Origin of the sequence: Mycobacterium sp. NPDC050551, from assembly GCF_040674075.1 — a bacterium.
Classification (GTDB): Bacteria; Actinomycetota; Actinomycetes; order Mycobacteriales; family Mycobacteriaceae; genus Mycobacterium.
In genome coordinates this window covers 587,188-607,826 of record NZ_JBFARC010000001.1, presented here as the reverse complement: position 1 = coordinate 607,826, position 20,639 = coordinate 587,188, and the positions used below count along the sequence as shown (strand labels likewise).

Sequence of the window (20,639 nt, the reverse complement as noted above, 5' to 3'; positions counted from 1 at the left end):
TCGGCGGCGGGAAGTGATCTAGGTAACACGGCGGTGTGGTTGGTTGGCAGACAACTCAGGCTGTGTAAGTATTAGCCAGTATTGCGAGTGGCGAATAGAAAAGGCGATTCTGGCCGATGAGTTTTCAGACCGTGACGTCTGTCTCCGCTGCCCCCGGCATCACTGCGGTGGCACGGCCCGGCCTGCGCGAATGGCAGGTGCACTACGCACGCTGGCTGATGTCGTCGGACACGCTGATCGTGATCGGTGTCGTCGCGCTGGCCCAGATGCTTCGATTCGGCGATCTGACCGCGACCAGCCTGGTCGGCCTAGGCTCGATCGACTACATCCTGGTCTCGGCGTCCATCGCGGCGCTGTGGATCGCGGCGCTGACCGTCCACCGCACCCGGTCGGTCCAGATCCTGGGTAGTGGCATCGAGGAGTACCGCCGCGTCTGGATGGCGACGCTGTCGGTGTTCGGCGTGATCGCCGTCGCCACCACCCTGCTGCGGATCGAGATCGCCCGCGGGTACCTCGCGATCGCGTTCCCACTCGGTCTGCTCGCGCTCACGGTGAGCAGATGGCTCTCGCGCCGGTTCGTGGTGCGGCACCGGCGGCGTGGGGCATTCATGCACACCGTCCTCGCGGTCGGTCGGCCGGATTCCGTTCGGGCGCTGGCGAAGTCGTTGGCCCGGGCGCCCAGCGACGGCTACCGCCTCGTCGGCGTCTGTGTGCCCGGCCAGATGGCGCGTGACACCCTGCACATCCCGCCGGACGGTCCGGTGCCCGCCTATCCGTACGACACGGACATCGCCACGGCGGTCGCCATGTCCGGCGCCGACACCGTCGTGCTGACCTCCGGACACCTCGATGCCGACGGCATCCGCGACCTGTCGTGGCAGCTCGAGAAGCTCGATGTCGACCTGGTGGTCTCGCCCGGCATGGCCGACGTCGCGAGTCCCCGGCTCACCGTCCGCCTGGTGGGCGGCCTGCCACTGCTGCACGTCGACAAACCGCGCTACGACGGCGCCAAGCGGTTCCAGAAGCGGGCGTTCGACGTCTGCTTCGCGCTGACCGTGCTGGTGCTCACCTCGCCGGTGCTGCTGGCGGCGGCCGTGGCCGTGAAGGCGACCAGCCGCGGGCCCGTGCTGTACCGGTCCGAACGCATCGGCATCGACGGCAAGCCGTTCAAGATGATCAAGTTCCGCAGCATGGTGGTCGACGCCGATCGGCGGCTGGCCGACATCGCCCACCTCAACGAGGGCGGCGCGATGCTGTTCAAGATCCGCCACGACCCGCGTGTCACCGGCGTCGGGCGCTTCCTGCGCCGCTACAGCCTCGACGAGCTACCCCAGTTCATGAACGTCGTCACCGGCGAGATGAGCGTGGTCGGCCCGCGGCCCCCGCTGCGCAGCGAGGTCGAGGCCTACGACGACCACGTCAAGCGCCGGCTGCTGGTGCGGCCGGGGATCACCGGTCTGTGGCAGGTGAGCGGGCGCTCCGACCTGTCATGGGAGGACTCGGTGCGGCTCGACCTCTCCTACGTCGAGAACTGGTCGATGCTCGGCGACCTCGCGATCGCGATGAAGACGGCCAGCGCGGTGTTCCGCGCGACCGGCGCCTACTGAACGGGCATCGTCCAGGTCGCCTTGGTCGCACTGTCGAGCGTGAAGGTGACGGATGTCAGCACCGCCTTGAATCCCGCGGGGAACATCACCCAGCCTGCGGCGCACTGACCGGCGGTGAGGGTCGACGCGGTCGGATACAACTCGTCGGGGAAGCCGACCTCGGTCAAGGTGCTCGCGTTGTACACGACGCCCACGGCGTCGGTGGCGCTCCACTCCGACGATCCCACGTCGACCCGGGTCGACGGGTCACCCTTGGCGCACGTGCGGACACGGGTGCCGGCCCAGTGACCGCCGCCCGGCGGCATGATCGTCGGCGCGCTGTCCTGGTTGATCTCGTCGGCGGTCACCTCGATTTCGGCACCCTCCGGGCCGAGGGTGAGGGAGGTGCCAAGGGGCTGCGGCCGGGACGGGTCAGTCGCCGTCGTGGTCGTCGCTTCGGCGCTCGTCGCGGTCGCCACGGCCTGCTCCTTCGGCGGCAGCACGTAACCGGCCTCGTCGGTGCAGCCCCCGACGACGAGAACGAGCGCGCCGAGCCCGACGAGAGACCGCTTCATGATCGTTGTTTACCAGATCGATTGTTGAAATGGCAAACCCTCACGACGATAACAGCATTCGGCATGATGGATGCGATCGCAATGTTGCTGTCTCGCGCTGTGGATGCACCCCGCCCCGGATGTGTGAGGCCGGGAGCTCTAGCCTGAGCCCGTGGGCATCGACGAGCGACCGGCACTCGACGCGGACTTTCTGCGCAGCGGCCTGACCACGCTGCCGTGGACCAGACTCGACGTCGTCGAGGAGACGGGGTCCACCAACGCCGACCTGCTGGCCAGGTCCGCCGCGGGAGAGGACATCGCCGGTGCGGTGCTGATCGCCGAGCATCAGAGCGCCGGGCGCGGCCGGCACGGCCGCCGGTGGTCCGCACCGCCGCGCTCGCAGCTGGCGCTGTCGGTCGGCGTAGATGTGAGCGACGTGGCCCCCGACGCGTGGGGATGGCTGCCGCTGGCCGCAGGAGTGGCGGTCGTCGACGCCGTGGCGGAGATCGCGGGTGTGGCCGCAGGCCTGAAGTGGCCCAACGACGTGCAGGTCGGCCCGCAGGACGCGCCGGGCAAGCTGGCGGGCATCCTGGCCGAGGTCGCCGCGCCCGCGCAGACGGTGGTGGTCGGACTGGGGATCAACGCGACGATGACCGTCGAGGAGGCGCCCGATCCGGTGGCCGTCTCGCTGGCGATGCTCGGGGTCGATCCCGTCGACCGGGACGGGCTGGCCGCCGCGGTGCTACGCCACCTCGCGGAGGTGACCACCCGCTGGCGCCGCGCGCACGGCCGGGACGACGCGCTGGCCGCCGCATACCGGGCCCGCAGCCGCACCCTGGGCAGCCGGGTGCGCGCGACGCTGCCCGGTGACCGCACCGTCGAAGGCGTGGCCGAGGGCATCGACGGCGTCGGACGGCTGCAGATCAGGACGCCCGGCGAGCTGACCGCCGTGTCCGCGGGCGACATCACCCACCTGCGGCCGCTCGAGTCGTAGAGTGCTGCCGTGGGCTACCCGGAGAACGTGCTGGCCAACGACGAGCAGGTGGTGCTGCACCGGCACCCGCACTGGAAGCGGCTGATCGGACCGGTACTGGTGCTGCTGCTGGCGACGGCGGTGGCGGCCTTCGGCGCGGGCTACGTCAACACCCTCGGCTGGGACCCCACCGCCAAGACGGTCGTGCTGGGCGTCATCGCCGCGATCTGGGCGGTGCTCATCGGCTGGCTGACGGTGTGGCCGTTCCTGAACTGGTGGACGACACACTTCGTGATCACCGACCGGCGGGTGATGTTCCGGCACGGCGTGCTCACCCGCTCCGGCATCGACATCCCGCTGGCGCGGATCAACAGTGTCGAGTTCCGGCACGGACTGCTCGACCGGATCCTGCGCACCGGGACGCTGATCATCGAGTCGGCGGCTCAGGATCCGCTGGAGTTCCACGACATTCCCCGCGTGGAGCGGGTGCACTCACTGCTGTATCACGAGGTCTTCGACACCCTCGGTTCCGAGGAGTCGCCCAGCTGACCACGCCGGGTGCGCCGGCGGAGCGGTGTGACCGTGCCGTCGGCGGTGGTGCCGTGCGACCGCAGACCGGTCCCGGCGCCCTTGCCGAGGCGTCCCTGCTCCTGGTGCTCGTGGTGGTCCTCCATCGCCTCGGCGAAACCGCCGCCGGTGAGGGTGGACTCCAGCGCCCGCTCCGGGTTGCGCCCGAACTCGTCGGGGAACACCCACCGGCGGAACGCCCAGAACCGGAACGCCATCTGCAGCAGATTGCCGATGATGTAGGCCGAGACGAAGTCGGCGATGTTCTCGATGGTCAGCGACACCTCGGGCACCCGCAGGCCCAGCACGTAGCTGGAGAAGTACAGCGGCGCCATGCTCAGCAGCACCCCGACCCCGCTGACCCCGAAGAACAGCAGCGCCTCGTGGTGGCGCTCGCGGCCACCCCGGTCGCGGAAGCTCCATTCGCGGTTGAGGATGTACGACGCGATCACCGCGACGATGCCGGCGATGATCTTGGCGGTCACCGGCTTGGGTTCCAGGATCGTCAGCTTGAGCGTGAAGAAGATCGCCGAGTCGATGATGAACGTCGTGGCACCGACGATGGCGAACTTGATCAGTTCGTGGTGCTGCTCGGCGTAGGGACGGATCGGCCCCGGAAGGCGCTTGATCGTCGCATCGGCAAAGGACACAAGCAGGCAGTCTACGTAACGGCCCGTGACGACGCGGAATCCACGGTTGCGCCCCAGGTCAGGGCGCTGGGCGCGGTCGTGACACGATAGGCGTCGTGCCGACGAATTCCTCCTCGCCGCCCGTCGTGGCCATGATCGGCGGGGGTCAGCTGGCCCGGATGACCCATCAGGCGGCAATCGCGCTCGGTCAGTCCCTGCGGGTGCTGGCCACCGGTCCGGACGAGCCCGCCGCCCAGGTCGCCCCGGACGTGGTGCTCGGCTCCCACACTGATCTCGATGCGCTGCGCCGGGCCGCCGCCGGGGCCAGCGCGCTGACCTTCGACCATGAGCACGTCCCCACCGAACTGCTCGACACGCTGGTTCGCGAGGGCGTCAACGTGGCGCCGCCGCCCACCGCGCTGGTCCATGCGCAGGACAAGCTGGTGATGCGCCGACGACTCGAGGCGCTCGGCGCGCCGATACCCCGGTACACGGCGCTCGCGTCGGTCGACGACGTCGACGCCTTCTCCCGCGCCGTCGGTGGGCCGGTGGTGATCAAGACGGTGCGCGGCGGCTACGACGGACGCGGGGTGGTGCTGGCCCGAGACGCCGGGCACGCCCGCGAGGTGGTGGCCGGATACCTGGCCGACGGGGTGGCCGTGCTGGCCGAGGAGCGGGTGCAGATGCGGCGCGAACTCGCCGCGCTGGTGGCCCGTTCGCCCTTCGGGCAGGGGGCGGCGTGGCCGGTGGTGGAAACCGTGCAGCGCGACGGCATCTGCGTGACGGTGATCGCCCCCGCCACCGGTTTGTCCGACGAAATCGGTTCGGCCGCACAGCAACTGGCGTTGAGCCTGGCGTCGGAGCTCGGCGTGGTGGGAGTGCTCGCCGTTGAACTCTTCGAGACCGACGACGGCGGGCTCCTGGTCAACGAGCTGGCGATGCGTCCGCACAACTCGGGGCACTGGACCATGGACGGCGCACGGACCAGCCAATTCGAGCAGCATGTGCGGGCCGTGCTGGACTATCCGCTCGGCGACACCGGTCTGCTCACCCCGGTGACGGTGATGGCCAACGTCCTCGGCGCCGCGCAGACACCGGCGATGGCCATGGACGAACGGCTGCACCACCTGTTCGCGCGGGTGCCCGACGCCAAGGTGCACCTGTACGGCAAGGCCGAGCGGCCCGGCCGCAAGATCGGGCACGTCAACATCCCCGGGCGCGACGTGGAGTACCTCCGCGAGCGTGCCGAACGGGCGGCACACTGGCTGTCGCACGCCGAATGGACCGACGGATGGGACCCGCACAGATGAGTTCCGGAGCACCAGAGGGCAGGAGCGAAGCGACCCGGGAAGCAGCACCGGCGCCGCGAGTCGGCGTGATCATGGGCAGCGACAGCGACTGGTCGGTGATGGCCGACGCCGCCGAGGCGCTCGCCGAGTTCGAGGTGCCCTTCGAGGTCGGCGTGGTGTCGGCACACCGCACACCCGGCCGGATGCTCGACTACGCGCGCACCGCCGCCGACCGGGGGATCGAGGTGATCATCGCCGGCGCAGGCGGTGCCGCCCATCTGCCCGGCATGGTGGCCTCGGCGACGCCGCTGCCCGTCATCGGGGTGCCGGTGCCGCTGGCCCGGCTCGACGGGCTGGACTCGCTGCTGTCGATCGTGCAGATGCCTGCGGGCGTACCGGTGGCCACGGTGTCGATCGGTGGAGCGCGCAATGCCGGCCTGCTGGCGGTGCGAATCCTCGGTGCCGGAGACACGGCGCTGCGCGAGCGGATGACCGCGTTCCAGGCCGACCTCGAGCAGATGGTGCTCGACAAGGACGCCGCGCTGCGGGACCGGTTGCTGGGCGACGGCTGACAGCGGGTAAAGTTACCGACGAGTAGCTAGGAGGCCGCGATGGCTCAATGGGCCGGTAATCAGTCGTTCGACGTGTTCCAGTTGCCTGAGGAACATCAGGAGTTGCGCAGCGCGATCCGCGCGCTCGCGGAGAAGGAGATCGCGCCGCACGCCGCCGAGGTGGACGAGCAGTCGCGCTTCCCCGAGGAGGCTCTGCAGGCGTTGAACGCCTCGGGTTTCAACGCCGTGCACGTGCCCGAGGAGTACGGCGGTCAGGGTGCGGACTCGGTGGCGGCGTGCATCGTGATCGAGGAGGTCGCCCGTGTCGATGCGTCGGCGTCGCTGATCCCGGCGGTGAACAAGCTCGGCACGATGGGGCTGATCCTGCGCGGCTCGGAGGATCTCCAGAAGAAGGTGCTCTCCGACCTCGTCGACGGGGCGATGGCGTCGTATGCGCTCTCGGAGCGCGAAGCCGGCAGTGACGCGGCGGGCATGCGGACCCGCGCGAAGGCCGACGGCGAGGACTGGATCCTCAACGGCACCAAGGCGTGGATCACCAACGGCGGCAAGTCCGACTGGTACACCGTGATGGCGGTGACCGACCCGGACAAGGGCGCCAACGGCATCTCGGCGTTCGTGGTGCACCTCGACGACGAGGGCTTCAGCGTCGGGCCCAAGGAGAAGAAGCTCGGCATCAAGGGCTCGCCCACCACCGAGCTGTACTTCGAGAACTGCCGCATCCCCGGTGACCGGATCATCGGTGAGCCGGGCACCGGCTTCAAGACCGCCCTGGCCACCCTCGACCACACCCGTCCGACGATCGGCGCGCAGGCCGTCGGCATCGCGCAGGGCGCACTGGACGCCGCGATCGCCTATACCAAGGACCGCAAGCAGTTCGGCCGCCCGGTGAGTGACAACCAGGGTGTGCAGTTCATGCTCGCCGACATGGCGATGAAGGTCGAGGCCGCCCGGCTGATGGTCTACAGCGCCGCGGCCCGCGCCGAGCGCGGCGAACCGGCGCTGGGCTTCATCTCCGCGGCGTCGAAGTGCTTCGCCTCCGACGTCGCGATGGAGGTCACCACCGACGCTGTGCAGTTGTTCGGTGGCGCCGGCTACACCATCGATTTCCCGGTGGAGCGGATGATGCGCGACGCCAAGATCACCCAGATCTACGAGGGCACCAATCAGATCCAGCGCGTCGTGATGTCACGCGCCCTGCTGAAGTAGTCCCCGGCCGAGTGGCGCTTGCGTGACCGCGCGCAGGTGCCCGCAGATCTCCTCGACCGCTCGACTCGCCTGTTCGAACGTGCCTACCTCGGTGAGGAAGCCGTGGAAAACGCCGGTGTACCTCGTCAAGGAGACTGGGACGCCGTCGCCGCGGAGGCGAGTTGCGTACGCCTCGGCGTCGTCGCGGATCGGGTCGACCTCCGCGGTGATGATCAGAGCGCGCGGCAACCCGACTAGTGTGCCGGCACGCATCGGTGCGGCGAGGTGGTCGTCGGACCGGTGACCCGGCCCGACGTACTGGTCCCACAGCCAGCGCGCGTCCGCGGCGCTCAGTGGCAGTGCGTCGGCGAACTCCAACCAAGAAGGCCTGTTGAACGTCGCGTCCACGGCGGGATAGGCGACCACCTGCGTCACGGGCAGGACGGTGCCTTCGTCTCGACGGTGCAGGCAGACGGCGGCGGCGAGGTTGCCGCCTGCGGAGTCGCCTCCGATCGCGATCCGGTCCGGGTCGATGCCGAGCGCCGAGGCCGACCGGAGCAGCCACGCGTAGCCGTCGATGCAGTCGTCGAGCGCTGCGGGATAGGGAGTTTCGGGTGCGAGGCGGTAGTCCAGGGAGACGACAGTCCAATCGGAACCAGCGGCGATCGCGCGGCACAATTCGTCGGCCCCGTCCAGGGTTCCCAGCACGAAACCTCCGCCGTGCATGTACACGAGGGCGGGGCTGCCGCTAGGCGGCACGGCGGTGTTCGGTCGGTAAAGGCGAGCCGCGATCGCACCGCTTCGGGACGGCACGGTCAGTTGATCGACACGGTCGAGCTGGATGAGTGGTTCAGCGGATGCCGCCGTGTTCAACAACACTCTGGCCCGCTCCGGCCCGAGCTCGCGGACGGGTTCAGGCAGGATCTGGGCGATCACACGGGCCACCGCTGCGGCCCTGTCATCGAGCAGGCTCCACCATGCGGGTGCGTCGCTATCCATGAGTGCCCTCTGCCCTCCGCGTCGTTGACATTCAGCGATCCATGCCCCACCATGTTAGTCATATGACCAAGACGATTGACCATAATGCGCGTCGGCACTTCCAGCACTGACGGCGTAGCGCAGGCGCGGCGTCGTGGAATCAAGGGACGGTGAAATGACCGAAACAACAGTCGATTCAGTGACACGCGGGCCCGACGTGGACGGTGGGCTCGACATCCGCATCGAGGACGACGCGAGTCCGATTGTCCGGCTGATCGGTCGGACCATTGCTGATTCCGTTCGTGCGCGTACGACGGACGTTCCTGCTCCGGCCGTCAGAGGCACCGTCGCCATCCGCTCGCATGACACCCCGCAAGCCGCGACGATCACCACCTCCGACTGCGGCGTCACGGTGTCCAGCGGTGTGTTCGCGGAACCCGACGCGAGCCTCACGGTCGATCTCAACCGGCGGTTCGCCGTGGTCAAGGAGCCCATCGGGGCAGGCGATCTCGCTGACATGGCGCTGAACATGCTGTCGCCGCCGCTGCCCGACTGGCGGGTCGCCGCCGAGACATTCTGGGCGGCTGCCAGAGCTATTCCAGGCATCCCTGACGTGCTCGTCGCGGTCGCGGACGGTCCGGACGGGCCGACCCAGCACGTTGTCGGCGTCGGCGAGACGCACTATGTCGTGGCCGGCCCGCCGGAGCTGCTGGCCGGCATTTTCTCGGGAGCCGATGACCTGTTGGCTGCGCTGTCGACCGGTCTGCTCGGTGTGCGCGGGACGCTGACTCAGTTGTCGGTCCTGGTGGCCGCATCATGGAAGGTACGCTTCAATGTCTGAACTCGACTTGGCAACAATCGATCTCGATGCCGCTGTGCACAGCGTCCGACTCGAGGCCACCAATCACGAGGGCTGCTTCCTCGGGAAGAATCTGGCACCGAAGAAGTTCTGTGCCGGCGCGGCCTCGGGTTTCGCGATGGCCGATTTGCTCTTCGGGCTCGACCTGGGCAACGCCCCGACATTCGGGTTCTCCTTCCCCGACTGGCGCGGACACGTGTCCGACCTGACGTTCCGGCCCGACATGTCCACGCTCGTGCAGTGGGAACCTGGTCTGCACTCGGTGATCGGTGACTACTGGCAGGCCGACGGCTCCCCAGTGGGGACTTGTCCCCGCAACCTGACCAGGAAGCTCGTCGAGCGACTCACGACGCGCGGTTTCACCGCCACCATTGCCGTCGAGATCGAGGCCACGGTGTTCGAAGAATCCATTCAGGAGGCCCGCGCCAAGGGGTATCGCGACCTCACCCCACTCGGCGGTTCGGCCGGAACCGCCTACCACCTCGCGAAGTCGAAGGACTGGGTCGACTACATGTCGGCGGTAGCCCGGCGCCTCGACGAGATCGGGATCGAATGGGAAGCGTGGAGCGACGAGGACGCCGCGGGTCAAGTGGAACTCAATCTCGTTCCTGGTAGTCCCATCTCAGTCTGCGACAACTGGGCTCGCGCGCGACAGGTGATGCGTGAAGTGGCATTCGACCGCGGTCACACTGTGACCTTCATGGCGAAGCCGACCGCTGGTTACGGTCAGGCCTCTCACCTCAACCTGTCCTTGAATCGGGACGGCGCCAACATGTTCTACGCCCCCGACGGCCCGTCGACGACGATGCGACATGCGGTCGGCGGGCTCCTCGCGACAATCCGCGGGGCAACATCGGTCATGCTGCCGCAGATCACCTCGTATCGGCGCCTGGTCGACATGAGCGGCCCACCGACGACCGTTTCGTGGGGTATCGCCAACAAGAGCACCGCGGTGCGTGCAGTGTGTGCACACCCGGCATACTCCCGCCTCGAGTACCGTCTTCCCGGCGCCGACGCGAACGTGTACCTCGCGGTCGCGGTCATCCTGGCGGGCGTGATGGCCGGCCTCGACGGCGAGCTGGAGCCGCCTGAGGCCGTCAGCGACTTGGCGTGGTGCGTGCCCGATCTGGAGCGGCTGCCTGACACCATCACCAAGGCCGCCGCGGCGCTCGCCGACGACCTGATCCTGCGCGAGCACCTCGGCGACGAGTTCGTCGACTACTGGGTCGGTACGCGGAGGTGGGAATGGATGCAGTTCCATACCACCGGCGGTGATCCGTTCGCCGAGCTGTCCGAGTGGGAGTCGGCCCGCTACTTCGAGTTCCCGTGACGGCTTGCACCGTTCGTCCGGGCGCGGTCCGGCCGATGATCGGCATCACCGGCCGGCGGGTGCGCCTCGGGCTGGTCGAGGGGCTGGACAGTCGTTACGGCCACCTTCTCGCCGACACCTTCATGAGCGACTTCGCGGAGCGAATCGCCAGAGCCGGCGGGGTTCCGGTGAACCTGCCTTACAATGCCGATCCCGAGGCACTGTGCCACTGGATGTCCGGGATGGTGATCACGGGTGGTCAGGATGTTCACCCCGCGTGCTGGGGTGGCGACTCGTCGGTGGTCCGCAACGTGGATCCGCGCAGCGATCCGATGGTCCACGATGCCGAACGCGACCAGTTCGAACTCGCGCTCGTACGCGCTGCGCTCGGCCGGCGCATCCCGGTTCTCGGAGTGTGCCGCGGGCTGCAGGTCCTCAACGTCGCGCTGGGCGGCACGTTGATCCCCCATCTGCCGCCGGGTTCCGTCGAGCACCTCTCGGCTTCCCCTCCGCTCACCGACGGTGCCGACGATCACAAGGTGACGTTCGAGCCCGGGTCGATCGCAGAACGAATCTTCGGCGCCAGCGCGGTGACCAACTCGTGGCACCACCAGGCGGTCGAGCGCTGCGGCACCGGCCTCGTCGTCACGGGACGCACCGCCGACGGCGTCGTCGAAGCCGTCGAATTGCCCGGTTCACCGGTGCTCGGCGTGCAGTGGCACCCCGAGTGGATGGAGCACGACGATCCGGCGCTGAGCTGGGTCGTCACCCAAGCCCAAAATCGGATCTGAGCGGAGGCCCCGCGTCAGTCGACGCTCACCCAGGACACCAGCGACCGCAGGTCTCCTGCCGACGATGGGTTGGAGGAGGCGGGCGCCCGCGTCGAGGACTCGGAGCCGAGATGAGCGGCCATCCAGGCGTCGAGCGCGCTCACAGAGAGCTCCATCTGCCGGCGAGCAGCTGCGCGGTCGGTGAACACCAGCCAGTTCAGGGCGAAGCCGTCGGACAACGTCGACACCATATAGGTCAACGCCTCGACAGTGTCAGGGTCGATGGTCCGGCCCGATCCGGCGGCAGCGGACTCGAAAATCGACCGCATGGTCACGAACGCTTCCGTGTAAACCATCTCGGCCTGCTTGTCCTCTTGTCGTCTTGCCCAGCTGATCAGTTCCACGATCGCTGCGCCGAGGTCCAGGTTCGCCAGGTACCACTCCATGACGCCACGCAACAGAGCGCGTGCGCATGTTTCCACGTCACCGTGGACATCGTTGCCCACCAACACGTCTCGGTATTGGCCGGCTACGTATTCGAAAACGGCGGCGAACAGCGCCTCCTTGGTGGCGAAGCAGTAGTGCAGCGTGGCAAGCGGTGCGTTCGCTTCCTCCGCGATGCGACGCGTGGTTGCGCCGTCAACTCCATGAGCGGCGATCATGCGGACGGCGGCAGTCACCAGGTCGGCACGCCGCTGGGCGGCGGGAAGTCGAGCCATGAGTGTCCCCTCTCCCTTCTTTCTGCACAATCGACCAAGTCAACGGCAAGCCTACCAGCTGGGTCTTTGTGCACGGTTAGCGTATTCAGATCTCGGCTCCCTCCTTAAGTTGGTCATACGGCTTGATCATATGACCAACTTTGGTTATGGTCGGTCTACAGCGTTTGCGGGGCCTGCGCGCCAGCCACCCCGCTCCAACGCACATTGCGGCCGGCGGTAGCCCGCGACCGACATGTGAGAACACTTCGAGGGGACGACATGACCCACCTGGAATCGGTCGACTTGGAAGGTGCGACTGCCCATGACCGGATGGCCATGGACCCACCCTTCGAAACCCTCGTCGGACTCCTGCAGGACCGAGCCGTCCGCATGCCCGACCGCGAGTTCCTCCGATTCGCGGATCGAGCGTGGACGTTCGGCGAGATCGACTGTTGGACCTCGCGTCTGGCGCAGCGGCTTGTCACCGAGGACGGTGTCCACGCCGGTGACCGAATCGCCATCATGCTGCCGAACGTCGTGCAGTGGCCGGTCTCCTGGTTGGCGATCCTCAAGGCCGGCGGCGTCGTGGTCCCGGTGAACTCGTCCTATCAGCGGTCCGATCTGGCATTCGTGCTGGCCGATTCCGGCGCGCGCGTGATGATCACAGACACCGCACATACCCGCCTCGTCGAAGACGTTCGCGCAGAGAACACTGCCCTCGCCGACATCCGGATCGTCGACGCCGCCCATCCCGACGAGCTCACACGTTTCCCGGAGACCTCGCCAGCGTGCGCCATCACCGGTCATACCCTGGCGAACCTCCAGTACACCTCAGGGACAACGGGATTCCCGAAAGCATGCATGTTGACGCACGACTACTGGATTCGGGTGGCCTGGGTCTGTGCGAATGCGACGCGGCTCGGACCCGACGACGTCGCCCTCACCTCCCAGCCGTTCTCCTACATGGATCCGCAGTGGAACACCGCGCTGTGCCTCACGATCGGTGCGTCGCTGGTGGTGCTTCCGCGGTTCTCCGCCTCGGGCTTCATGGCCGATGTCCGCAGTAACCGGGCCACCTTCTGCTATGTGCTCGGCTCCATGCCGACCCTGCTGTTCAAGCAGCCACCCACTCCGAGGGATCGCGACAACAGCCTGCGCATGGTGCTCTGCTCGGCCATCCCCGCCGACCTGCACGCACAGCTCGAGCAGCGGTGGGGGGCGCCGTGGCGGGAGGTGTACGGGATGACTGAAAGCGGGGTCGACCTGATCAGCCTGCCCGAGAGCGTCGCGGACGTCGGCAGCGGTCGACTGGGGCAGCCATTACCCACCAAACGGGTTCGGGTCGTCGACCCGCAGGGCCATGACGTCGCCGATGGCGAGCCCGGCGAACTGATCACCTCGGGCACGCCGATGATGCTGGGCTACTGGAATCAGCCTGAAACGACAGCGCAAGTGCTGCGCGACGGTTGGCTGCACACCGGCGACCTCGCCGTCCGGGACGCGGGCAGCTACCGCCTGGTGGGGCGGATCAAGGACATGATCCGCCGCGGTGGGGAGAACATCGCCGGCGCCGAGGTCGAACGCGCACTGGAAAGCGATGACAGCGTCGTCGCGGCCGCGGTCATCGGCGTGCCAGACGAGCTGTTCGGCGAGGAGGTCAAAGCCTACGTACAACTGGCCCCCGGGATCGAGCGCAGCGGCACGGCCGCGCAGCGAGTCGTGCATGACCTCCGAGACAAGCTCGCGGGCTTCAAGATTCCGCGCTTCATCGAGTTCGTCCCGGACTTTCCGCGGACCGCGTCCGAGCGGATCTCCAAGCCGGCGCTGAAGGCACGCTCTGCCGAGCAGCCCGGCACCACCTACGACCTGAAGCCGCCACGCCGGGACATCTCCGGGAGCCGTCCATGACTGACAACCATCTGGATGTGAGCATCCGCAATGACGTCGCGGTGATCAGGCTCAACCGCCCAGCGAAGTTGAATGCGCTGGACGTGACCACCCGAGTGTTGCTCGCCGAGAACATCCGCCGATTCGGCACGGGTGAACTCGTCCGCGGGATCGTGCTCACGGGCACCGGAAGAGCCTTTTCCGCCGGAGAGGATCTGCAGACGCTACCGACCACCTACGACGAACTCCGGTCGGCCGTGACGACCTTCAACGACATCACCCGCGCGATCCTCGAGACGGCGATCCCCGTCATCGCCGCCGTGAACGGGATCGCCGTCGGTGGCGCCTCGGAGGTCACACTCGCCTGCGACAGCAGGATCGGCTGCCCGGCAACCCAGTACTTCCAGCCGGAGAACCACCGCGGGATCATCATCTCCAACGCCTCGAGCCTCCTGATGACCCGTCTCGTGCGTAACCACGCGATGCGAATCATCATGGGCTCGATCTGCATCGACGCGGACGAGGCAATGCGGATCGGACTGCTCGACGAGATCACCACCCCGGAGACGCTGGTGCACCGCGCAGTCGCGGTGGCACGGGACTGGAACTGCGATGCCCGAATCACCGCACTGCACCTGAGCCTGCTGCGGCCGCGGCTCGAAGACATCGAGGCCGCTTTCGCCCGCGAAGACGACGCCGCCCGCCAGTCATGGGCCTCCGGCGCCTTCATCGACGGCATCTCGGACTTCTGGACTTCAAAGGACCCCGCGCCTTCGCCGTACGCACAAGGCAATCCAGATCGGAGACGAAGATGATCACCACCGAAGCCGCGCTGCTCACCGCGGTGAACGAACCACTGGAATTCACCGAAATCCAGGTCGACGACCCCGAGCCGGACGAAGTTCGCATCACGGTCTCCCATGTGGGTCTGTGCCACAGCGACCTGCACTACATGACCGGCACCGTGCAGGCCGACCTGCCCGTGGTGGTCGGGCACGAGATCGCGGGCGTTGTGGAGTCCGTCGGCTCCGCGGTCACCTCGTTGGCTCCGGGTGACCGCGTCGTCGGCGCCCTCACACCCTCGTGCGGACTGTGCCGCAACTGCCAGGGCGGCCATTCGACCCAATGCCAGCGGGTAGCCCGGATCAGGCAGCGGCCACGGCCCGCTTTCGAAATGCCCGGCGGCCAGGTCGTCGAGCGCCTCGGCGACGTCGGGGCGTTCTCCCGCCACACTCTCATGCGGGAGAACTCGCTGGTGAAGATGCCCGCCGAGGTGAGTCTCGAGGTGGGATGCCTGCTCTCGTGCTGCATCGTCACCGGGGTCGGGGCGGTCTTTCGCGGCGCCCGGGTGCGCCCGGGCGCCTCTGTTGCCGTGATCGGTTGCGGCGGTGTCGGTTCGGCCATCATCCAAGGTGCGCGACTCGCTGGTGCCTCGGCAATCGTTGCGGTGGACCTCGATGACACCCGACTCGCGGCGGCACGCATGTACGGTGCCACCCACGCCGTGAACGGCGCGGCCGATGTCGCGACCGAAATCGCCGAGCTGCTCGGCGACGGCGTGGACTACGCGTTCGAGGCCGTGGGATCAGCACACACGGCTGCCACCGCGCTGTCCGTCCTGCGCGCCACGGGCACCGCATGCCTGGTCGGGATCGCGCCCGACGGCACCGACCTGACCCTGCCGGCATCGGACTTCTTCTTCGGGGAGAAGCGTCTCATCGGCTCGTACATGGGTTCGGGCCAAGCACGCGAGGACATCACGCAATTCGCCCGCCTGTACCTGCAGGGACGCCTCCTGCTCGACGAGATGATCACCGACATCATCCCGTTCCACGACATCGAAAAGGGCTTCGAGGCGATGAAGTCCGGCGGGGTCACCCGCATCGTCGCCGACCTCACCGTCTGATCCCATCACACCCGTCTTTCCCGGGCAGGAAGGAAACGCACATGCCGAATCTTCCGATTGCGCAGCCGATCAACTACATCGCCGGCCAGTGGTGCAAATGCGCGACGGTCCCTGACGCCTGGAACCTCGACCCGAACACCGGCAGGCCCGTACACCGCTCGGTCACCACCTGTCCGGCCGACGTGGAGCGCGCGCTGCGCCATGCTGAGCGGTCCTACGGCTTCGACCGCTGGGACGACGCGGCGAGCGAAGAACGCGCCGCTGTCATTGACCGCGCAGCCGACATCATCGACAACCGGATCGAAGACATCGCCCGCACCGATGCCCTCACCAGTGGTGTCCCGATCGCGAAGGCCCGGATGATCGCGCAGTTCCTGCCGCATCGCATCCGCTCTACGGCAGCTGACCTGCGCACCATCCCGCGCTGCACCACGCTGCGTGCCGGCGGCCGCGATGTGCGGCTGTACAAGGTTCCGTGGGGGCCCGCGGCCATCCTCACCCCCTGGAACGGACCGAGTTTCATCCCCGCCGCGAAGTTGGTCAGCGCACTCGCCGCCGGGTGCCCCGTCATTCTCAAACCGTCCGAACACGCGCCGAGCAGCGCCCAGATAATCGTTGACAGCTTCGTCGAAGCAGGATTACCTGACGGTGCCCTGCAGCTCGTCCACGGCGCGGGCGACGTGGGAGCCGCGCTCACCGGTGACCCCCGGGTGAAGATCGTCTCCTTCACCGGCGGCCCGACCGCGGGGCGAGCGATCGCCCGAGCGGCCGCCGACGACTTCAAGGTGCTCCAACTGGAACTCGGCGGCAACAACCCCGCCCTCGTTCTGGACGACGCCGACATCGACGTGGCCGCCGACGGGATCCTCGACGGGATGACCAAGCTCAACGGTCAATGGTGCGAGGGACCCGGAAAGGTGCTGGCACACAAAGCCTTGCTGGGACCGCTGCTCGATGCGCTGCTCGACCGCATCGCCCAGATCGAAGTCGGGCACTCGCTCGACGAGAACAGCGAACTCGGCCCCATCTCGAATGCCCCTCATTTCGCCACGCTGCAGAGCCGCATCGACGGGCTTCGCGCGAGCGGTGCCACCATCCACCAACGCGCGAAACTCCCCGACATGCAGGGTTTCTTCCTCTCACCCACCGTCGCGTCGGGAATCGACGCCTCGATGGCCACAGCCGAGCTGTTCGGACCGCTCATCAGCCTGCACGCGGTGGAGTCCGACGAGGACGCCCTGCGAACCGCCAACGCCAATCCGTCAGGTCTCGACGCGTACGTCTTCAGCCGAGACACCGATCGCGCGATCACCGTCGGATCGCGGCTGCACTCGGGTGAGGTGCGCGTCAACGGCGCCAACATCGCGGATTTGGCCGATGGATCGGCACAGAGCTTCTGGGGCGCCGCGGGAATCGGCGGGCACGCCCCAGGCGAGTGCGTACGGGTGTTCTGCGGCGATCGCGTCGTCGGCGTCGACTCACCCGACCTTCCCCTGTAAACCGTCTCTCAACGAAAGCGGCGAACGCCATGCATTCCACCTCCACTGCACATTCCGGAGTCGTCGACGTCATCGGCGTCGGAGCTGGCTTCACCGGCCTCTACCTGTGCCACCGGCTCACCAGCTCCGGCTGGTCCTTCGCCGGCTTCGAAGCCGGGCCAAACGTCGGCGGCACCTGGTTCTGGAACACCTACCCGGGCGCACGCTGCGACGTCGAAAGCATCTACTACTCCTACTCGTTCGACGAGACGCTTCAGCAGGAATGGACATGGAGTCAGCGGTTCGCGCCGCAAGCCGAGATTCTGCGCTACATCGAACACGTCGCCGACCGCTTCGACCTGCGCAGGCATTTCACCTTCAACACCCGTGTGGTCGCCGCGACGTGGAACGCCACCGACCGGCTGTGGGAGGTGCAACTGGACAACGGCGCCAGCCGGCGCAGCCGCTATCTGATCTCGGGCGCCGGCGGTCTGTCCACCCCCAAGGACTTCGATGTGCCGGGCCTGCAGAATTTCGCCGGCCTGCAGGTGTCGACCAGCCGCTGGAACACCTCGCTCGACGACCTCGCGGGCAAGCGCGTCGCCGTGATCGGGACCGGATCGTCCGGCGTACAGGCCATCCCGCTGATCGCCGAGGTCGCCGACCACCTCACGGTCTTCCAGCGCACCCCGAACTACGTCATGCCTGCTCGCAACGCCGAACTCTCACCGAAGCAGGTCGACGCCGTCAAGGACGATTATGTGGCGATCCGTGAGGAGTGCAGACACTCACCTGGAGGCATCCCCGATCGCCCCGTCACCGACAATGCGTTCGACGTCTCGGATGAGGAACGCAGACGGCGGTACGAGCAGGCGTACGAGCGCAGCGGGTTCCAGGGTGTCGGCGCCGAATTCGCCGACCTGCTCGTCGACCCCGAGGCAAACCGGACCGCGTCCGAGTTCATCCACGACAAGATTCGCCAGATCGTCGAAGACCCAGCCACCGCCGAGCTGCTGGTGCCGAAGTACCACCCGCTGGGCGCCAAGCGCAGCGTCTTCGGCACCGACTACTACGAGACATACAACCGGCCGAACGTTTCATTGGTGTCACTGCGTGACGAGCCGATCGAGACGATGACCGACGACGCGATCATCACCTCCAAAGCCAGCTACGAGGTGGACGCCGTGGTGCTGGCCATCGGGTTCGACGCCTTCACCGGCCCCCTCTACGGGCTCAACCTCACCGGTGCATCCGGCGCGAAGCTGCAGGACGCCTGGCGCGACGGCATCCGGTCCTACCTCGGAATCATGGCCGCGGACTTCCCCAACTTCTTCATGGTCGGCGGTCCGCTGAGCCCCGCGCTGGTGAGCAACGTGGTGGTGACGATCGAGCAGGCCGTCGACTGGATCGCCGATCTGCTAGAACATGCGCGCGACGCCGGCGCCACGGTGATCGAAGCCACCGCCGCGGCCCAAGACGAGTGGGTGGACATCACCGAGCGCACGGTCGCCCCCACGCTGTTCGCCACGACCGACTCCTGGTACCGCGGCTCCAACGTCGCGGGAAAACCCAACACTTTCATGGGTTACGTCGGCGGCGTCGGCAAATACCGCCGTATGTGCACCGAGATCGCCAAGCGCGGTTACCCCGGCGTCGAGATCGATGGCGAAGCGCAGTCCCGCACCCTGGGACCGATCCACGAGGAGATCTCATGAGCAGAGCGGTCCACCGGCGGTACGTCGCTTTCTCCGACGCGCACTACGCCGGCAACCTGGTCGACGGCGCATACTCCTTGAAGCTCTTCGGCGATGTCGGCACGGACCTGTCGATCGAGCTGGACGGCCATGAGGGTCTGTTCGCCGGCTACTCGTCCGTCGAGTTCCTCGCCCCGGTCCGCGGCGGCGACGTCGTCGAAGCCGAGGCCACCCTTGTGCGAAAGGGAAACCGCAGTCGCACCGTTGATTTCGAGCTCCGTGTCGTCTGCCGCGGCTCCGACGACACCGGCCGCGCTGAGGTATTGAGCCCACCCTTGATCGCGGCGCGCGCTCGCGGGACCGCGGTCATTCCCGCGCAGGCAACGGACGAGCTGCCATGGAGCTGATGTCGGACACCGGTTGGGCGGAGCAACCCGCCACGGTCGAAGCGCCACTGACCGGCGGCGTCGACTGCGACGTGGTGGTGATCGGAGGCGGTGGAGGCGGCATGACGGCCGCTCTCCGCCTCGCCGAGGCCGGCGCAGACGTGGTGCTGCTCGAGGCGAAAACCCTCGGCAGCGGCGCCACCTCCCGCAACGCCGGATACATCACCAACTCGATCGCCGCAGATCCCGAGCTGCTGGGATTCCTGCTCAGGCGTGAGCGGCTGCGCAACCTGTATCGGTTCGCCGAGAACGCGGTGCACTTCGCCGAGCACGCCATCGCGGGTCACCACATCGACTGCGGCTACCGACGGGAGGGCATCGTGATGGCCGCCGTATCCAACGGACAGCTCAGGCACGCACGCCGCATCGCCAAAGTCGTGGCACGCGCTGGATCGTCAGCCGAATTCGTCGAAGGCGCTGCGGCCGGGCTACCCGAGGGCTTCCTCGGCGGGGTACGCGAGAAAGTCGGCGGCACACTCAACCCGGGCGAATTCGTTCTCGGACTGCGAGCCGCGACGATCGCCGCCGGAGTGCGCGTTCACGAATTCACCTCCGCCCGCGACGTCACCGACACCGGCGACGGAGTCACCGTCGACACCCCGAGCGGGATGGTCAAGGCACGCAAGGCGCTGCTGACCACCAACGCCGACAGCAACGGGCTGTCGATAGCGCCCAAGCATCTCGCCAGCCCCGTGTGGACGTCGCTGGTCGAGACCGAACGCATCGCACCCGAGCGACTCGACGAGATCGGTTGGACCAGCCGCGCCCCCCTCGTCACACTGCACATGATCCTCGAGAGCTACCGCCTCACCCCTTGGAACACCATCGTATTCGGCACGCGCCGGCTACAGGTCGGCCGCAACCCACTACCCGACCGCATGCCCGCGCGAACCATCGCTGACGATCTGGTTCGGGGGTTCCACCAACGCTTTCCCGGATTGCGCGACGTGAAGGCGCGGCAAGCCTGGGGCGGCTGGATCGGCATGAGCTCCAGCTGGCTGCCCGTCGCGGGCGAAGCGTCGGACAACGTGCTGTACTCGCTGGCCTGCAACGGCCACGGGTTCGCCCAAGCGCAGTACGTGGGCCGTCTGCTGGCCGACCACGTCGGTGGCGCGCCGTTACACGAGGACCTGGCGGCGATCTGGCAAGGCCGCAGGCGATTTCGGCGCGGCTTCGTCAGCAGTCCCGCGCTGTACGCGGGATGGCTCGCCGACCGCGCATCGGACCGGCTGGCAGCCCTCACGAACTGACCATCGGCG

20 protein-coding genes are annotated in these 20,639 nt (G+C 67.6%); 16 read left to right on the top strand and 4 right to left on the bottom strand.

What is annotated here, in order from left to right; translation table 11 throughout:
• The first annotated feature begins 131 nt into the window (after nucleotides 1-131).
• Complete coding sequence (locus AB0K11_RS02910) at nucleotides 132-1,607, top strand: sugar transferase (protein WP_364971976.1); 1,476 nt, start codon at nucleotides 132-134, stop codon at nucleotides 1,605-1,607.
• On the opposite strand, the gene AB0K11_RS02905 is transcribed toward AB0K11_RS02910, so the two are convergent.
• A complete protein-coding gene (locus AB0K11_RS02905; RefSeq protein WP_364971974.1) occupies nucleotides 1,601-2,161 on the bottom strand; it encodes a hypothetical protein in 561 nt (186 codons plus the stop codon). The two genes, AB0K11_RS02910 and AB0K11_RS02905, sit on opposite strands and share 7 nt — an antisense overlap.
• Nucleotides 2,162-2,312: 151 nt before the next feature.
• On the opposite strand from AB0K11_RS02905, the gene AB0K11_RS02900 reads away from it, so the two are divergent.
• Nucleotides 2,313-3,134 (top strand): biotin--[acetyl-CoA-carboxylase] ligase, encoded by an 822-nt coding sequence (locus AB0K11_RS02900; protein WP_364971972.1) that lies wholly within the window; start codon nucleotides 2,313-2,315, stop codon nucleotides 3,132-3,134.
• 9 nt (nucleotides 3,135-3,143) lie between these two features.
• Complete coding sequence (locus AB0K11_RS02895) at nucleotides 3,144-3,662, top strand: PH domain-containing protein (RefSeq protein ID WP_364971971.1); 519 nt, start codon at nucleotides 3,144-3,146, stop codon at nucleotides 3,660-3,662.
• Here the strand turns inward: AB0K11_RS02895 and AB0K11_RS02890 are convergent.
• Complete coding sequence (locus tag AB0K11_RS02890) at nucleotides 3,617-4,330, bottom strand: GtrA family protein (RefSeq protein WP_364971969.1); 714 nt, start codon at nucleotides 4,328-4,330, stop codon at nucleotides 3,617-3,619. The two genes, AB0K11_RS02895 and AB0K11_RS02890, sit on opposite strands and share 46 nt — an antisense overlap.
• A 131-nt stretch (nucleotides 4,331-4,461) precedes the next feature.
• Here AB0K11_RS02890 and AB0K11_RS02885 point away from each other — a divergent pair, with 131 nt between their 5' ends.
• From AB0K11_RS02885 to AB0K11_RS02875, 3 genes are read left to right on the top strand one after another with little or no spacing between them, the layout of a single operon-like run.
• A complete protein-coding gene (locus AB0K11_RS02885; RefSeq protein WP_364973670.1) occupies nucleotides 4,462-5,619 on the top strand; it encodes a 5-(carboxyamino)imidazole ribonucleotide synthase in 1,158 nt (385 codons plus the stop codon).
• A complete protein-coding gene (gene purE, locus AB0K11_RS02880; RefSeq protein WP_364973668.1) occupies nucleotides 5,616-6,170 on the top strand; it encodes a 5-(carboxyamino)imidazole ribonucleotide mutase in 555 nt (184 codons plus the stop codon). Before AB0K11_RS02885 ends, purE begins: the two co-directional genes overlap by 4 nt.
• A 39-nt stretch (nucleotides 6,171-6,209) precedes the next feature.
• The gene (locus AB0K11_RS02875; protein ID WP_364971967.1) at nucleotides 6,210-7,376 is read left to right on the top strand and encodes an acyl-CoA dehydrogenase; all 1,167 of its coding nucleotides are present in this window, start codon (nucleotides 6,210-6,212) and stop codon (nucleotides 7,374-7,376) included.
• On the opposite strand, the gene AB0K11_RS02870 is transcribed toward AB0K11_RS02875, so the two are convergent.
• Entirely contained in the window at nucleotides 7,356-8,354 is a 999-nt protein-coding gene (locus AB0K11_RS02870; RefSeq protein ID WP_364971966.1) for an alpha/beta hydrolase, read from the bottom strand. The genes AB0K11_RS02875 and AB0K11_RS02870 overlap by 21 nt on opposite strands.
• Nucleotides 8,355-8,508: 154 nt before the next feature.
• On the opposite strand from AB0K11_RS02870, the gene AB0K11_RS02865 reads away from it, so the two are divergent.
• Genes AB0K11_RS02865 through AB0K11_RS02855 form a run of 3 tightly spaced genes read left to right on the top strand, consistent with a single transcriptional unit; the run spans nucleotide 8,509 to nucleotide 11,292 of the window.
• Nucleotides 8,509-9,174 (top strand): hypothetical protein, encoded by a 666-nt coding sequence (locus AB0K11_RS02865; protein ID WP_364971964.1) that lies wholly within the window; start codon nucleotides 8,509-8,511, stop codon nucleotides 9,172-9,174.
• The gene (locus tag AB0K11_RS02860; protein WP_364971963.1) at nucleotides 9,167-10,522 is read left to right on the top strand and encodes a glutamine synthetase; all 1,356 of its coding nucleotides are present in this window, start codon (nucleotides 9,167-9,169) and stop codon (nucleotides 10,520-10,522) included. Before AB0K11_RS02865 ends, AB0K11_RS02860 begins: the two co-directional genes overlap by 8 nt.
• A 35-nt stretch (nucleotides 10,523-10,557) precedes the next feature.
• Nucleotides 10,558-11,292, top strand: a complete 735-nt coding sequence (locus AB0K11_RS02855) for a gamma-glutamyl-gamma-aminobutyrate hydrolase family protein (RefSeq protein WP_364971961.1) — start codon at nucleotides 10,558-10,560, stop codon at nucleotides 11,290-11,292.
• A gap of 14 nt (nucleotides 11,293-11,306) precedes the next feature.
• Here AB0K11_RS02855 and AB0K11_RS02850 read toward each other — a convergent pair whose 3' ends face one another.
• Complete coding sequence (locus AB0K11_RS02850) at nucleotides 11,307-11,990, bottom strand: TetR/AcrR family transcriptional regulator (RefSeq protein WP_364973665.1); 684 nt, start codon at nucleotides 11,988-11,990, stop codon at nucleotides 11,307-11,309.
• Between the two features lie 369 nt (nucleotides 11,991-12,359).
• Between AB0K11_RS02850 and AB0K11_RS02845 the strand changes: the two genes are divergently transcribed.
• The 7 genes from AB0K11_RS02845 to AB0K11_RS02815 are packed head-to-tail and all read left to right on the top strand — an operon-like array spanning nucleotide 12,360 to nucleotide 20,630.
• Nucleotides 12,360-13,877 (top strand): AMP-binding protein, encoded by a 1,518-nt coding sequence (locus AB0K11_RS02845; protein ID WP_364971959.1) that lies wholly within the window; start codon nucleotides 12,360-12,362, stop codon nucleotides 13,875-13,877.
• Nucleotides 13,874-14,671, top strand: a complete 798-nt coding sequence (locus AB0K11_RS02840) for an enoyl-CoA hydratase/isomerase family protein (RefSeq protein WP_364971958.1) — start codon at nucleotides 13,874-13,876, stop codon at nucleotides 14,669-14,671. Before AB0K11_RS02845 ends, AB0K11_RS02840 begins: the two co-directional genes overlap by 4 nt.
• Nucleotides 14,668-15,762 carry a Zn-dependent alcohol dehydrogenase gene (locus AB0K11_RS02835; protein WP_364971956.1) on the top strand — a complete coding sequence of 365 codons (1,095 nt, stop codon included), beginning with the start codon at nucleotides 14,668-14,670 and terminating at the stop codon, nucleotides 15,760-15,762. The genes AB0K11_RS02840 and AB0K11_RS02835 overlap by 4 nt, the downstream gene beginning before the upstream one ends.
• A 41-nt stretch (nucleotides 15,763-15,803) precedes the next feature.
• Nucleotides 15,804-17,261: an aldehyde dehydrogenase gene (locus AB0K11_RS02830; protein WP_364971955.1), complete on the top strand. Its 1,458-nt coding sequence runs from the start codon at nucleotides 15,804-15,806 to the stop codon at nucleotides 17,259-17,261.
• Between the two features lie 29 nt (nucleotides 17,262-17,290).
• Nucleotides 17,291-18,955, top strand: coding sequence for an NAD(P)/FAD-dependent oxidoreductase (locus tag AB0K11_RS02825; protein WP_364971954.1), 1,665 nt, complete (start codon nucleotides 17,291-17,293; stop codon nucleotides 18,953-18,955).
• Nucleotides 18,952-19,341, top strand: coding sequence for a hotdog domain-containing protein (locus AB0K11_RS02820; RefSeq protein WP_364971953.1), 390 nt, complete (start codon nucleotides 18,952-18,954; stop codon nucleotides 19,339-19,341). Before AB0K11_RS02825 ends, AB0K11_RS02820 begins: the two co-directional genes overlap by 4 nt.
• The gene (locus AB0K11_RS02815) at nucleotides 19,332-20,630 is read left to right on the top strand and encodes an FAD-binding oxidoreductase (protein ID WP_364971951.1); all 1,299 of its coding nucleotides are present in this window, start codon (nucleotides 19,332-19,334) and stop codon (nucleotides 20,628-20,630) included. Before AB0K11_RS02820 ends, AB0K11_RS02815 begins: the two co-directional genes overlap by 10 nt.
• Nucleotides 20,631-20,639 lie beyond the last annotated feature (9 nt).

Coding starts and splice junctions, on each gene's coding strand:
- AB0K11_RS02905 (WP_364971974.1), bottom strand. CDS start 2,161: ATGAAGCGGTCTCTCGTCGGGCTCGGCGCGCTCGTTCTCGTCGTCGGG.
- AB0K11_RS02885 (WP_364973670.1), top strand. CDS start 4,462: ATGATCGGCGGGGGTCAGCTGGCCCGGATGACCCATCAGGCGGCAATC.
- purE (WP_364973668.1), top strand. CDS start 5,616: ATGAGTTCCGGAGCACCAGAGGGCAGGAGCGAAGCGACCCGGGAAGCA.
- AB0K11_RS02875 (WP_364971967.1), top strand. CDS start 6,210: ATGGCTCAATGGGCCGGTAATCAGTCGTTCGACGTGTTCCAGTTGCCT.
- AB0K11_RS02870 (WP_364971966.1), bottom strand. CDS start 8,354: ATGGATAGCGACGCACCCGCATGGTGGAGCCTGCTCGATGACAGGGCC.
- AB0K11_RS02865 (WP_364971964.1), top strand. CDS start 8,509: ATGACCGAAACAACAGTCGATTCAGTGACACGCGGGCCCGACGTGGAC.
- AB0K11_RS02860 (WP_364971963.1), top strand. CDS start 9,167: ATGTCTGAACTCGACTTGGCAACAATCGATCTCGATGCCGCTGTGCAC.
- AB0K11_RS02855 (WP_364971961.1), top strand. CDS start 10,558: ATGATCGGCATCACCGGCCGGCGGGTGCGCCTCGGGCTGGTCGAGGGG.
- AB0K11_RS02850 (WP_364973665.1), bottom strand. CDS start 11,990: ATGGCTCGACTTCCCGCCGCCCAGCGGCGTGCCGACCTGGTGACTGCC.
- AB0K11_RS02845 (WP_364971959.1), top strand. CDS start 12,360: ATGCCCGACCGCGAGTTCCTCCGATTCGCGGATCGAGCGTGGACGTTC.
- AB0K11_RS02840 (WP_364971958.1), top strand. CDS start 13,874: ATGACTGACAACCATCTGGATGTGAGCATCCGCAATGACGTCGCGGTG.
- AB0K11_RS02835 (WP_364971956.1), top strand. CDS start 14,668: ATGATCACCACCGAAGCCGCGCTGCTCACCGCGGTGAACGAACCACTG.
- AB0K11_RS02830 (WP_364971955.1), top strand. CDS start 15,804: ATGCCGAATCTTCCGATTGCGCAGCCGATCAACTACATCGCCGGCCAG.
- AB0K11_RS02825 (WP_364971954.1), top strand. CDS start 17,291: ATGCATTCCACCTCCACTGCACATTCCGGAGTCGTCGACGTCATCGGC.
- AB0K11_RS02820 (WP_364971953.1), top strand. CDS start 18,952: ATGAGCAGAGCGGTCCACCGGCGGTACGTCGCTTTCTCCGACGCGCAC.
- AB0K11_RS02815 (WP_364971951.1), top strand. CDS start 19,332: ATGGAGCTGATGTCGGACACCGGTTGGGCGGAGCAACCCGCCACGGTC.